The sequence below is a fragment of the Sphingobacterium lumbrici genome, from assembly GCF_006476045.1.
Taxonomy (GTDB): Bacteria; Bacteroidota; Bacteroidia; order Sphingobacteriales; family Sphingobacteriaceae; genus Sphingobacterium; species Sphingobacterium lumbrici.
The window spans coordinates 190,223-202,327 of sequence record NZ_SRZY01000029.1; the positions used below are offsets into that span (position 1 = coordinate 190,223).

General features: G+C 35.9%; 16 protein-coding genes and 1 tRNA gene. 13 read left to right on the forward strand and 4 right to left on the reverse strand.

Translation table 11 applies throughout. The features are described 5' to 3' along the window. Nucleotides 1-36: 36 nt before the first annotated feature. Both E4F24_RS11780 and E4F24_RS11785 read right to left on the reverse strand, forming a co-directional pair. Nucleotides 37-1,179 (reverse strand): FecR family protein, encoded by a 1,143-nt coding sequence (locus E4F24_RS11780; protein WP_140939011.1) that lies wholly within the window; start codon nucleotides 1,177-1,179, stop codon nucleotides 37-39. Between the two features lie 152 nt (nucleotides 1,180-1,331). Beyond that, nucleotides 1,332-1,922 (reverse strand): RNA polymerase sigma factor, encoded by a 591-nt coding sequence (locus E4F24_RS11785; protein ID WP_140939013.1) that lies wholly within the window; start codon nucleotides 1,920-1,922, stop codon nucleotides 1,332-1,334. Between the two features lie 444 nt (nucleotides 1,923-2,366). Between E4F24_RS11785 and rpsF the strand changes: the two genes are divergently transcribed. From rpsF to E4F24_RS11805, 4 genes are all read left to right on the forward strand, one after another. Next, nucleotides 2,367-2,735: a 30S ribosomal protein S6 gene (gene rpsF, locus E4F24_RS11790; protein ID WP_140939015.1), complete on the forward strand. Its 369-nt coding sequence runs from the start codon at nucleotides 2,367-2,369 to the stop codon at nucleotides 2,733-2,735. Then, nucleotides 2,735-2,998: a 30S ribosomal protein S18 gene (rpsR, locus tag E4F24_RS11795; RefSeq protein ID WP_093096199.1), complete on the forward strand. Its 264-nt coding sequence runs from the start codon at nucleotides 2,735-2,737 to the stop codon at nucleotides 2,996-2,998. The genes rpsF and rpsR overlap by 1 nt, the downstream gene beginning before the upstream one ends. Before the next feature lie 13 nt (nucleotides 2,999-3,011). Next, entirely contained in the window at nucleotides 3,012-3,455 is a 444-nt protein-coding gene (gene rplI / locus E4F24_RS11800; RefSeq protein ID WP_140939017.1) for a 50S ribosomal protein L9, read from the forward strand. Nucleotides 3,456-3,635: 180 nt separating this feature from the next. Next, on the forward strand, nucleotides 3,636-3,941 hold the full coding sequence (locus E4F24_RS11805; RefSeq protein WP_140939019.1) for a hypothetical protein: 306 nt from the start codon (nucleotides 3,636-3,638) through the stop codon (nucleotides 3,939-3,941). Between the two features lie 535 nt (nucleotides 3,942-4,476). Here the strand turns inward: E4F24_RS11805 and E4F24_RS11810 are convergent. Beyond that, a complete protein-coding gene (locus E4F24_RS11810) occupies nucleotides 4,477-5,061 on the reverse strand; it encodes a glycerophosphodiester phosphodiesterase family protein (RefSeq protein WP_235891212.1) in 585 nt (194 codons plus the stop codon). A 577-nt stretch (nucleotides 5,062-5,638) separates the two neighbouring features. Here E4F24_RS11810 and E4F24_RS11815 point away from each other — a divergent pair. The 5 genes from E4F24_RS11815 (at nucleotide 5,639) to E4F24_RS11835 (ending at nucleotide 9,324) form a co-directional block, all read left to right on the forward strand. Next, nucleotides 5,639-6,211 (forward strand): hypothetical protein, encoded by a 573-nt coding sequence (locus E4F24_RS11815; RefSeq protein ID WP_140939022.1) that lies wholly within the window; start codon nucleotides 5,639-5,641, stop codon nucleotides 6,209-6,211. A gap of 86 nt (nucleotides 6,212-6,297) precedes the next feature. Continuing rightward, complete coding sequence (locus tag E4F24_RS11820) at nucleotides 6,298-7,020, forward strand: penicillin-binding protein activator LpoB (protein WP_140939024.1); 723 nt, start codon at nucleotides 6,298-6,300, stop codon at nucleotides 7,018-7,020. Between the two features lie 5 nt (nucleotides 7,021-7,025). Then, nucleotides 7,026-7,484 (forward strand): hypothetical protein, encoded by a 459-nt coding sequence (locus E4F24_RS11825; RefSeq protein WP_140939026.1) that lies wholly within the window; start codon nucleotides 7,026-7,028, stop codon nucleotides 7,482-7,484. Nucleotides 7,485-7,495: 11 nt separating this feature from the next. Beyond that, entirely contained in the window at nucleotides 7,496-8,374 is an 879-nt protein-coding gene (locus tag E4F24_RS11830; RefSeq protein ID WP_140939028.1) for a DUF6175 family protein, read from the forward strand. 8 nt (nucleotides 8,375-8,382) lie between these two features. Then, nucleotides 8,383-9,324, forward strand: coding sequence for a hypothetical protein (locus E4F24_RS11835; protein ID WP_140939030.1), 942 nt, complete (start codon nucleotides 8,383-8,385; stop codon nucleotides 9,322-9,324). Nucleotides 9,325-9,500: 176 nt separating this feature from the next. Here E4F24_RS11835 and E4F24_RS11840 read toward each other — a convergent pair. Beyond that, a tRNA-Lys gene (locus tag E4F24_RS11840) sits at nucleotides 9,501-9,573 on the reverse strand. 285 nt (nucleotides 9,574-9,858) lie between these two features. Between E4F24_RS11840 and E4F24_RS14040 the strand changes: the two genes are divergently transcribed. Genes E4F24_RS14040 through E4F24_RS11855 form a run of 4 tightly spaced genes read left to right on the forward strand, consistent with a single transcriptional unit; the run spans nucleotide 9,859 to nucleotide 11,896 of the window. Then, nucleotides 9,859-10,002 (forward strand): hypothetical protein, encoded by a 144-nt coding sequence (locus E4F24_RS14040; protein ID WP_235891213.1) that lies wholly within the window; start codon nucleotides 9,859-9,861, stop codon nucleotides 10,000-10,002. After that, nucleotides 9,992-10,630: an SPFH domain-containing protein gene (locus E4F24_RS11845; RefSeq protein ID WP_235891214.1), complete on the forward strand. Its 639-nt coding sequence runs from the start codon at nucleotides 9,992-9,994 to the stop codon at nucleotides 10,628-10,630. The genes E4F24_RS14040 and E4F24_RS11845 overlap by 11 nt, the downstream gene beginning before the upstream one ends. Before the next feature lie 20 nt (nucleotides 10,631-10,650). Further along, nucleotides 10,651-10,800, forward strand: a complete 150-nt coding sequence (locus tag E4F24_RS11850) for a type II toxin-antitoxin system antitoxin (RefSeq protein WP_140939033.1) — start codon at nucleotides 10,651-10,653, stop codon at nucleotides 10,798-10,800. Between the two features lie 19 nt (nucleotides 10,801-10,819). Continuing rightward, nucleotides 10,820-11,896, forward strand: a complete 1,077-nt coding sequence (locus E4F24_RS11855; RefSeq protein WP_181182463.1) for a ligand-binding sensor domain-containing protein — start codon at nucleotides 10,820-10,822, stop codon at nucleotides 11,894-11,896. The last annotated feature ends 209 nt before the right edge of the window (nucleotides 11,897-12,105 follow it).

The window sequence follows — 12,105 nt, forward strand, 5'->3', positions numbered from 1 at the left end:
GTGTCTAAATTGGTTTTTAATAATTAAAAATATAGGTTAGTTAATATATAGTTTTCTGCCTTCCACTCGTGTTTTAATACCTGAGTCAATAAAGGCTTCCAAAATATCCTGTAGAGAGTTTTTTCGACTCAGTTCGCCGTAGAACCCAAAGTTAGGAGGGGTGTTCTCATAAATTACTTCAATATCATACCATCTTTCCATCTGTCTCATTACCTCTCTAAACCCTAGGCCTTCAAAATTAAACAGGTCATTTTTCCATGCCGTTACAATGTCAGTATTAACCAGCTTTACCTCCATCTCTCCTTCACTTTGCAAGGCCTGTTGCCCCGGCTTCAATTCCAAAAACTTATTTTCCCGATCAAAGACCCGCACTGCACCTTCTAACAAAGTGGTTCGGATATAATCCAAATCCGGATACGCATTGATATTAAAATGTGTACCTAAAACCTCTATATGTCCCCCTCGATCTATTTCGGCAATGAATTTTCTTCTATCGTGCTTAGCTACTTCAAAAAAGACCTCTCCGGATACTTTTACACGACGAGTATCTTCATCAAACTTACTCGGATACGTTATGCTTGATTCTGCATTCAGCCAGACCTTTGTTCCATCCGCCAAAACAGCAGTATATTTCCCACCTATCGGCGTAGTCAATTGTAGCATAACCGTCTCATCGGTTTCCGTGATAAGATTCCCATTACCATAGCGTATCCCCTGCTCATCATTCATGATCCCACTGGAGTCTTCTCTTAGGATATAGGTGGTCCCGTCGGACATGATAATCGTTGCTTTATTCGTACCAGGCGCAATCTCTTCCGACTCGACATTAGCAAAATGGGCAATACCCTCTTTCTGATACACCGAATATTGATAGATTACGAAACCAACAACCAATACCACGGCCGCTGCCATGTATGGATACAGCTTACGTAACCATGTCGGCTTCCGCTGTTTAGCACTGATCTTATCTTTTAGCATCGAATCAACTTTAGATAATGTTCTATGGAGTTCAAGTTGATCGACTTCTACCGAATCTTCCTCCATTTGCTTGATTATAAGCTCCCTGACTTGATCCGACTCTTCCTCAAAATAGGCCAACAAAAGCAGATACTCCGAAGGGCTAATCGAGTTCGATATAAATTTTTGAAAGAGTTTTTGTAACTCAGCGTTCCTTTCCACGTTGTGATATTTTAAGTATTACGGAAGAACCCCTAAAACCAATAGCTGTATTTTAAAAATAATTTATTTTATTTTTTAGTACCTGCACCCAAAGCCCCTCCGGAGAAATATGTCGGGCGTAAATGGTATCATATAAATACCTACGGTTTTCTTTACGAAAGATTGTCCATCAAGACAGTGCAAAAGATAAGCATCAGTAGAGAGATGGATCGGTTATAATTTTGGAGAATAAAACGATTAGCTTTAGTAATATGATCATTAACAGCTGCTTCAGACACCTTCAACAATTCGCTAACTTCAGCATAGCTCTTTCCTTCCAATTTACAAAGTTTGAAAACGAGTTGACGTTGGGGCGGCAACTTATCAATGGTCCGCATTAACTCCTGATCTTCCAAAATTTGTTTCCTTAAAGACTCAGGACAATCCGCTAACGACATATTTTCCCATATTTTTTCAGCTAGGTTTCTATCCTTTGCCAGCTTTCGAAAATAATCATTCACTAAATTGCTACCTATACGATAAAGATAAGCGTTAAATGGCTTTTCTGGATCAATACGCTTCCTGTTCTCCCAAACCCTTACAAACAATTCCTGCAGAACTTCTTCCACCTGATCCCAAGATTTCAACAGTTTAAAGAGATTCGCGGCCAGTTGCGTTTTATAACGATTATATAAAACATCAAACGCACCTACATCTCCTCCTTTCATTTGAAAAAGTAACTCTTTTTCATCTATTGTTGACAAAACTCTCAATATTAGATTAATTAATTTCTCGCAAAATTAACAAAATGTTTATTACAGTACCAAATTGACGATTCGTTACAGCCCTAGTTTATCAAAACTCTTTAACCAAAGCAATCTGGTGACAATTAGCTTTTTTTAACCTATCTACCATTTTATACCAGGTTCGAATCATCAGGAATTGCCACCACTGTCGACTTCCTCTATTGTGTATTATTATATATACAATGATAAAAAACTAAGGAGTAATACAAGGGAAACAGTTTCATCCCCCTTACTTGAAATGCTTTCTTTGTACCTTCATTTTAATTATTAGCAGCACCTGTTCGAAATAAGATCCTAATGAAGAAAAAGTTTACACATACAGTATTGGTTTATAAAATATTTTCTTACCTTTGCACTTCCGTATATACGGAACAACTTTAAATTAACATAATTATTTAAACAATGCAACAGTACGAATCTGTCATCATTCTTACCCCGTTGCTTTCAGAGGATGCTGCGAAAGAAACAATCGCAAAATTCAAAAGTATCCTAACAGAAGGCGGAGCCGAAATTATCGCAGAAGATAATTGGGGTTTGAGAAAATTAGCGTATCCAATCCAGAAAAAAACTACTGGGTTTTATCACTTAACTGAATTCAAGGCTCCAGGTGAATTAATTAAAAAATTAGAGCTTGAATACAAGCGTGACGAACGCGTAATGCGCTTCTTAACTATCTCTTTAGACAAGCATGCAATTGCTTATAGTGAGAAAAAGCGCAGCGGTGCATTCAACAAAAAAGCAGAAACTAAAACTGAGGAGGTAGCAAACTAATGGCAAACGAAAACATCCAATACGTGACTGCTCCTAAAGTAGAGGACAACCGTAAAAAATATTGTCGTTTCAAAAAGAACGGTATCAAGTATATCGACTACAAAGACGCAAACTTCTTATTAAAGTTTGTAAATGATCAAGGTAAAATCTTACCTCGTCGTTTAACTGGTACATCATTGAAATTTCAACGTAAAGTAGCTCAAGCCGTGAAACGTGCGCGTATCATCGGACTTATGCCTTACGTAACTGATTCATTAAAATAAGGAGGATACGATAATGGAAGTTATATTAAAACAAGATGTTAAACACCTTGGAGAGAAAGACGATATCGTAGTAGTAAAACCCGGTTACGGTCGCAACTACCTTATTCCTCAAGGATTTGCTACATTAGCAACATCATCAGCAAAAAAGGTGTTGGCTGAGAACATTAAACAAGCTCAGTTCAAACAAGATAAAATCAAAAAAGACGCTACAGAATTAGCTACTAAATTAGAAAGTGTTAAACTTTCAATCGGTGCTAAAGCAGGTGAATCTGGAAAAATCTTTGGTAAAGTAAACAGCATCCAAATTGCAGATGCGTTGAAAGCTCAAGGTTATGACGTAGATCGCCGTCGTATCACATTCGAAGAAGAGCCTAAAACTCTTGGTGAATACGTAGCAAACTTAAACTTACACAAAGAAGTGAAAGTTCAAGTTCCTTTCGAAGTAGTAGGCGAATAATCATATTTAGCCTCAGCATAAATAAAAAAGGAGATAACGCAAGTTATCTCCTTTTTTATTATCGGTTATATCCATTCAATTGGACACAAATGAAACTAATACTTGTAAAAAAAACGCAAGTTATCTATTATTGTAAAATAACCGAGCTTACGAGCTCATGAAATAATTATATTCATATATATGAAGCCAAAGACCATTATAATAGCTGTATTGTTAGCAATCGTCGTGATCGTTTTATTCAATAACAAAGAAGAAAGCTCGTTTTGGTTCTTTGGCCACATTCGCACATCCAAACTATTGATCCTAGGTGTATTTTTTCTAATAGGGCTAATTACCGGAGGCGTAGTCTTCCGTCGTAAAAGAGTACATCCGAAAGAATATGGAGTAACAAATCACAACACAGCAATTACCCCTACCCCACTGGACCAGCATCCCTATTCTCCCAACCTATCAGATGAAGACAGAGAATACCTCAGAAGAGATTAAAACATAAAGAAAAGACTGTCTAAAATAAGTTATTGATTCGAATTGGAATTCCAATTCGGATCAATAACTATAAACCACAGATAGGCTATTTCTCATTGAGATGTTTTCCACTAATCAATGACTCACGCTTCATCGCTTTACCAATACCGCTTAGACCAATGGCTTGAACGATAAGTTTGATCTCCAACCAGATGGACATCAGGGGTGCTCTCTTTAGATGGGGATAAAGTACCAGCTCACATCCCTTCCGATTTTCTGAGAGCCTCACTTTGCCGAAATACCAACAGACCTCAAAAGAATAGTCCATTAAAGCCTAGATGCTTCCATCCTGTTTGATGAAACATTTGACAATCTGATTGTTATCAAAACTGGCAGTCAGTAGACAGTACTTCCTGCTTTTAATTCTTCATGTTTCTAAACTTTTTTGTTTGAGCATTGATAAATTTAAGATAATTTGAAAAGGCGGGGTTCTTTATATAATAATTTTCTAAATTTACAGAGTAAGTAAATCCTCTATCTAGCAGTTTCACTATCGTTATGTTATCACCAACAAGTGATGCCCATAAGGTTTTAAGTAGGTAAGATAATCTGTTATTATCTCTTTTGCCCCAGGTAAATCCAGATTGACTACAGCCATATAACGGATGTTATTCATCAATTCAGGATAACGCTGCTTTAGAGAATCAAAAGGCACATCTGATTTAAAAAGTGCTTTATCCAATGTGCCAGTTTCTTTTAAAATGGCATAAGCTTCCCGGAAATATGGAAAACTTTTGTCTAAATTCACCTCTACTGTTCGGCTTTTTAGCGCCAGCATTACTTCTTTCAATGTAGGAATTTGATTATTAGATACTCGACCTAATCCATTTTTTAAACGAAATTCTTTAAGCTCAGCCAAAGTATAGTCAGAAGGTTTGTCTTTACCATTAGTAGATCGGTCGATCGTTTCATCATGCATGATGATGATAACTCCATCCTTTGTTATATTTAAGTCCAGTTCTACCATATCTACACCCATATCAGCGGCGCTTTGAAACGCTCTTAAGGAGTTTTCAGGTGCATTACGCCAATCTCTACGATCCGTTGGGGCAAGTGTACAGACCGACCATGCTAATAACAAATGAACAAAACAAACTGTAATGACAAGCGATATTTTTTATTTTTTGCCAACACACATTTTAAAAACCAATTTTGAACCAAGGCTCAAAATGGCACATTTTTTATCAACGCTCTAAAAAAAAGAAACTGAAATATTTATTACATTTGCCAAATGTAAAAACAAAAAGATAGAATTATAAAATAAACATATTGCGTTTGCTAATCAGCCTGTAACCGAAAAGTCGAAAAATAGGAAACAACAGGGAAGTTTAGACAAAACGCTCACGCTATGGCGTGGGCTTTTGTTTTACTCTGTTGTTAGGGCTTCGACTCCCTCGGTTACGAGTTTGCAACTGTCCCACGTTCTTTTTTTGTGGGACATCGGCCAACCAAGTAATACCGAAAGCCCAAATGAACAGAAAAAGAACATATAATAAAAACCCTCCCAAAATTCCTCCCTGAACATTTGGCACAGCAATTTGTTTGCTTGTGCAATTTCCCCATTCTCAAAAACAAATGGAGACCAGCGACCATTTCAAAAACGGGGAGTTACCGAAAAGCCTTACGAGTAGGAAACAATTTTCAAAAAGTAAATTAAGATGAAATATATCATAACAAGCCTTTTAATAGGCATCGCAACACTTTCAAATGTACAAGCACAAACAGCCGCAGAATTGAAAGCTGAACGTGAGCAATTACAAACAGAGTTGAGGTCAAAAAAAAATGTTTCCAGAGAGGAAAAACTTGCTAAACTGACAGAGAAATCGCCAAAAGAAACGGGTATGCAAAGTATTGACGGCTTGGAAAAAACTTCAACTGGAATACTTGGTACTTTAAAATCGAATAACGATGTCCTCGCTAAATACAAGCGAGAAGTAACAGACAATGGTAATGGTGAAATTGATGTTACAAACTATAAAGCTAATTTGGGCGACTATGTAAAGTTAGCAGGTAGTTTAGCTGAAATAAGTAAACAAATAGCATCAGGCACAGAGCAATTGAAAGGTGCTCAAGCAGACGCAAAAAGTTTGTCTCCTTTGAAAGCAAAACCAGCACTTTCATCGGTAAGTTATTCAATAGATGCTTTGAAACTGGCAGGTGAAGAAATTGCACTTCAAACAAAGTTGGTCAACAACCTGATTGCAACAATTAAATCATCTGACAACAATTAAATCGTATGATGAAAAGATTAGCTGTAATCTTATTGTCACTTGCGAGTGGGCTTTGTGCTTACTCGCAGGTTGATAATAAGCCCGTAGTGGGTGTTCAGGAATTTACTTCTGAAGTTAATTCGCCCTTTGTAAACTCTGTTTACGAAAAAGTTGTACAGGTTGTAACCAATACGTACCGTTTTACCCTTCTCGACCTTGTTGGTGCAGATAAAATGACTGAAGAATTGAAGTCTGAAAAATATCTCGACAGCAAAAACGAACAAAAAAATATTGATTTGCTGACAATGCGATATATGATTATCGGGCATTTGACCAAAATGAATATCTACACAATGAAAAATCCCGATGGTAGCGTGAATGGCTACAAAGCAAGTGCAGCTTTTACGCTAAAAGTAAATGACATTGGAACAGGAAAGACAACCGAAGTTGCTCATTTCCAAACAGAAGAAAGTCCACTGGCCCTGTCAAAAGAACAAGCAGTAAATCAGGCTTTGTTATCGGCAGAAACCGCTTTGAATAAGTATTTTTCAAAAACTTTTCCTTTGACAACCAGCATAGTGAAAGTCTTTGATACTAAAAAAGTATTGATTGCAGGTGGAAAAGATTTTGGTTTTAAAGAAGGCGACAAACTTATCGTTGAACGAATTGAAATGCTGAACGGTAAACCTTATCCAACGGAAATTGGAGAATTAAAAGTGACAAAACTTGCAGGAGATTTTTCGGAATGTAGTATTTCCAAAGGTGGAAAAGCAATCTTTGCTGCATTTAGTGCTACTGAAAAACTGAATTGTAAATTATTTGTAAAATAAAAAATATGAAACGATTATTTTATTTAGGGGTTATGGCATTCATGACCTGCATTATATCTTGTAGTAGAACCATTTACCCTTCCGCAGAAGTCAATTATTTATCGGGAACGGAACAAACTATAAGTGTTCGTGTTGTTGGAGTTGGCACAAACGAAGAACAAGCAATAATCAATGCCGAACAAAAGGTTTTTGATGTATTGTTTTTTCGTGGCTTACCGGAATCTCAGCAAAAAATGCCAATGGTTGGTAGTGACGAAAGCGCAGAAAAGTCAAAGAACAAAAAATATTTTAACCAGCTCTATAATGGACAAAGACATAAAACTTTTGTGATGTCGTCCATTCCTGTTAGCGGTTTAACAAAAGCCAAAGAAGGAAAATCTATCACGGTTGACGTAAAAATCAATTTAAGTTCTTTGCGTAGTGATTTAGAAAAATTTGGTGTAATCAGAAAATTTGGTTTATAAACATAAATAAAATGAGATTAAAATTAAAAGTAGGATTAACAATCCTATTAAGTTGTATTTCCATATTTATTTATGGACAACAAACCGTAACGGTTCAACCTAAAATAATGGTTATTCCATTTACAAAAGAAGGCGAAGATATTCGCACAATTCTTGAAGCAGATGTCAATCGTAGAATTGCTATTACGAAAATCAAAGAAGCGTTTGATTCAAGAGGGTTTACCACAGTTGATTTTACCGCAAGGCTAAAAGCAGCTAAAGACAACAACATTTTTACTTCCGATAATCAAACGGATATTAAATCCCAAATTATTGAAATGTCGGGTGCTGATATTTACGTTCAAGCAGAAGTTAGCGAGCAAAAAGGTCAATCGGGAAACTCTGTTACTCTAATTCTCACAGGATACGAGGCTTCAACAGGAAATTCCTTATCTAATAAAGTTGGGGAAAGCGGAAGATTTTATACAGATGATTTTGGGAAATTAGCGTCCAAATCAGTTGAAAATATTGCGGAAGACTTTTTGAATATAATGCAGGCTAAATTTACCGACATCGTAAATAACGGTAAATCAATTATCATTGATATTAGTTTTGATGCAGGTTCACAATACACAATGTCGTCTGAAATAGGTTCAGAAGGTTTGCTGCTATCAGACGAAATAGAAATGTGGATGGAAAAAAATGCCTTCAAAAACAATTATCACATACAAGGCACTACAAAATTAAAGATGATTTTTGATGATGTGAGAATTCCATTAAAAGACCAAGCAACAGGAAATAATTATAATCCCAATAAATTTGCTCTTGAAATGCATAAATTTTTCAGAGGGATAGGCTTACAAATAGGTCGAGATGTGAAAGGAAGTACTATTTACATAACCATTAAATAAGAAAAAAAATGAAAAAGCTTTTTATACTGTTTACATTTTTGAATGTAACACTCTCAATATTTGCACAATCATCATCAGATATAGGAAAAATTGCCTTATCGGTAATAATGCCCGAAAATGTTGATGGATTAGATGTTTCACAACTTTCAAAATTAGAAACAAAAATTACAGAAATTGTGTCGTCATCAGGACTTGCGGCAAGTGGTTATAACAATAACTTTGTGATTTATCCAAAATTTGCAGTTTACGAAACAAACGTAGTTGAGGGTGGTATGCAAAATATAACCGTAACAACCTGCGAAATAAGTTTATTTATAAAACAAGTTGATAACAATATCTTGTTTTCATCTATAAGTAAACAAGTTAAAGGAAGTGGAAATAATAAACAAACTTCATTAACAAATGCCATTTCAAAAATTCCAACTAAGGACACCCAATTTCAGTCGTTTATTGAAACAGGAAAGAATAAAATAGTCCAGTATTATGAAAGTAAATGTGAGGACATTATTTCCAAGTCTGAAAGTTTAGTAAAAATGCAAAATTATGAAGAAGCATTAGGGTTATTACAAACTGTTCCCGAGAAAGTTAGTTGTTACAGTAAAATTCAGGAAAAATCCATTGAAGCGTATAAAGCATATCAAAATCAGAAATGTTCAACACAAATTCAGGAAGCCAAATCTGCATTTGCGGCTAATGATTATAATTTGACATTAGAATTGTTAAGCCAGATTGACCCTTCTGCAATTTGTTTTAAAGAAAGTCAACAGTTAATGAAAACTGTAGAAAACAAAATTGATACAGAAGAAAAAAAGCAATGGGATTTACAAATGAAAATCTACAATGATGCTGTCTCTTTGGAAAAACAAAGAATCAATGCTATAAAAGAAATTGCCGTTGCTTATTATAAAAGTAAGCCTTCCTCGGTTAATTATAGTTATATCATTAAATGATTTTTTACTGTCTTTTATAGCGGTAAGTAAGTAAACAATTTACCGCTTTTTTGTTTCCGATAAAGGCTCTTCCTAAATTTCTGGCAGTTCTGAGGCTTTCCTTATTTTGCCTGATCCGTTTAATGCGGGCACAGCTATCAAAAAAAGAGAAAAGCCACCCTGAAAGAGTGGCTTTGTGATCCCGCTGGGATTCGAACCCAGGACCCATACATTAAAAGTGTATTGCTCTACCAGCTGAGCTACGGAATCCTAATTCTGTATTAAATTATCCTTCATCTGCTTGAAGTGATGCAAAGGTAGCTATTTTCATTTTATATGCAAATAAAAATTATTTTTTTTTGAAGTAGCAAACTGAACTTTCTCATTTTAAATTGATTAATTTTTTATTTTTCTAAGATTTTAAACCAAAGACACTTTATTTAAGCCAAACGATAAAAAAACAGATTCGATCAGGAAACATGTATTTATTATGATATATTAGTGATATCATAATGACATCAAATTAAAACACGTTGCGCAAATAATTTAAATTATATGGAAAAGATTATTAAACCTACTTCAGGATATTCCGCATTAGGACTCGGGGTATTGGCAGTCATGGTTGCTGTCTATTCGGTCGTACAATCATTCGAGAGTACTCAACTTTTTTGGGAAATATGTAGGAACGGTGAAGGATAATGGACTATTTTTCGTCAATCCACTTTTTTCAGCTACGCGGATAAGCTTGCGTTCGGAAAATTTGCAAGGACAGACCTTAAAGGTAAACGATAAAATCGGAAATCCTATTGAAATAGGCGCGGTGATCGTGTGGAAGGTCGGAAATACATATAAGGCGGCTTACGATGTGGAACGATATGGTGATTATGTACGTGTACAGAGTGAGGCTGCAGTTCGTCATCTGGCTGGAAGTTTCGCATACGATGATTTTGAAGATGATCAGGCAGAAATTACACTGCGTGGCGTTGGTCTTGATGTAAACCATATTTTAGAAAATGAATTAACAGAACGACTGTCTAAGGCTGGTATTGTGGTCGAGGAAGCACGTATCAGTCATCTAGCGTATGCTTCTGAAATCGCCGGAGCGATGCTTCAACGGCAACAAGCATCTGCAATAGTAGCCGCTCGTGCGAAGATTGTAGAAGGGGCAGTGGGAATGGTAGACATGGCGCTTAAAAGGCTTTCAGAGGAGAATATCGTAGAATTAGATGATGAGCGTAAAGCGGCGATGGTAAGCAATCTAATGGTGGTACTATGTGGAGAAAGATCTGTTCAGCCGATAGTAAATGTCAGAACATTGTATAATTAGTAATTTAAGTTTTCAATGAAATGAAAAAAAGTTTTGTGGTACGGATAGATGATGAAATGTATAAACTTTTGGAAAAGTGGGCACACGATGAGTTCCGAAGTGTGAATGGGCAGATTGAATACTTGATAAATCAAAGTTTACATCAAGCGGGGCGTTGTGCGTCATACTAAAAACACCGTTACAATGAAAGTGAAATTAGGTAATCAAAACATTTTTATCCTTTACTGGACATTTTTGCTATCTGTAACAATCTCTTGCAATAGTCAAAGTCAATCAAATAAGGAAAATCAGGTAGGACAGACTAAAACTGACAGCAAATTATTGAAATTCACAACAGGGGTTCGGTCATTTTTGGAAGATAGTAAAGGAAATATTTGGTTTGGTAGTGACAAAGAAGGCGTGTGTTTGCTTCATAATGGTAGGTTTCAATATTTCACAACAGAAAACGGGTTAAGCCACAATCAGGTAAGAAATATTTATGAAGATAAAAATGGTGCAATATGGTTTGAATGCGGTAAAGGATTAAGTATATATGATGGACAAAAAATGTCTATGTACAAAGAAAGGAATTACGATTCTACAACACAATGGAAATTAGGAGATAAGGATATTTGGTTCAAAGGTGACGAAATAGAGGGCTACAACGAACTTGAAAAGAGTCCTGGGGTGTATCAGTATGACGGAAAAAAACTTTCCTATCGCAGATTTCCTCTAACACCAAAATCAGAGGATGAACGTAGGTTTCATTATGCAATTTCAACACCTTTTGTAAAAGGTAAAAATGGTACGATTTGGTTTGGAGCCTACAAAGCGTTAATTGGATATAATGGCTCAGACTTCAAAACAATAACTGATGAATATTTGGGATTAACTAAAGAAATAAGAGGTCTGCATATCCGGGGCTTCTTGGAAGACAGCAAAGGAAATCTTTGGATTGCTAATAATGGAAGTGGTGTTTTAAAGTATGACGGAAAAGAAACAATTAATCTCACAAAACAACAAAAATTGAAGAAGGAGGACACCAATGGCAATTCACTTGAGAGAGCTTATTCCATTGGAGAGGATGCTGAAGGAAATATTTGGATTGGGACAGTAGAATCTGGAGTATGGAGATATGATGGTAATTCTGTGAAAAATTTTACTGAAAAGGACGGACTTGAGGGTAAATTCATTTCGACCATATATAAAAGCAAGCAAGGAGAATTGTGGTTTGGAGGAAATGGTGTTTATCGTTTCAATGGCAAGTCTTTTGAAAGAATATATTAACTATAAGTATGAACGCACAACATCGGTAACCGTTGCACAACCCTTATTTTTTCAAAATAAGATTCCAAAATCATAAAACCGACCTCTTTAGGAGCGATTTTGGGGAGGTTTGTTTTTTAGTTACTGTTCAAAACCGTAGAATCCGGAGGGCTTAAAATCGAGTTTTTGAAGTCGTAAAAAAGGTTTTTTAGAAAAGCGTAGTTATTCTG

Bases quoted from the DNA above. Each gene is read 5' to 3' on its own strand.
- E4F24_RS11815 (WP_140939022.1), top strand. From the start codon at position 5,639: ATGAAATATATCATAACAAGCCTTTTAATAGGCATCGCAACACTTTCA.
- E4F24_RS11835 (WP_140939030.1), top strand. From the start codon at position 8,383: ATGAAAAAGCTTTTTATACTGTTTACATTTTTGAATGTAACACTCTCA.
- rpsF (WP_140939015.1), top strand. From the start codon at position 2,367: ATGCAACAGTACGAATCTGTCATCATTCTTACCCCGTTGCTTTCAGAG.
- E4F24_RS11850 (WP_140939033.1), top strand. From the start codon at position 10,651: ATGAAAAAAAGTTTTGTGGTACGGATAGATGATGAAATGTATAAACTT.
- rpsR (WP_093096199.1), top strand. From the start codon at position 2,735: ATGGCAAACGAAAACATCCAATACGTGACTGCTCCTAAAGTAGAGGAC.
- E4F24_RS11805 (WP_140939019.1), top strand. From the start codon at position 3,636: ATGAAGCCAAAGACCATTATAATAGCTGTATTGTTAGCAATCGTCGTG.
- E4F24_RS11830 (WP_140939028.1), top strand. From the start codon at position 7,496: ATGAGATTAAAATTAAAAGTAGGATTAACAATCCTATTAAGTTGTATT.
- E4F24_RS14040 (WP_235891213.1), top strand. From the start codon at position 9,859: ATGGAAAAGATTATTAAACCTACTTCAGGATATTCCGCATTAGGACTC.
- rplI (WP_140939017.1), top strand. From the start codon at position 3,012: ATGGAAGTTATATTAAAACAAGATGTTAAACACCTTGGAGAGAAAGAC.
- E4F24_RS11825 (WP_140939026.1), top strand. From the start codon at position 7,026: ATGAAACGATTATTTTATTTAGGGGTTATGGCATTCATGACCTGCATT.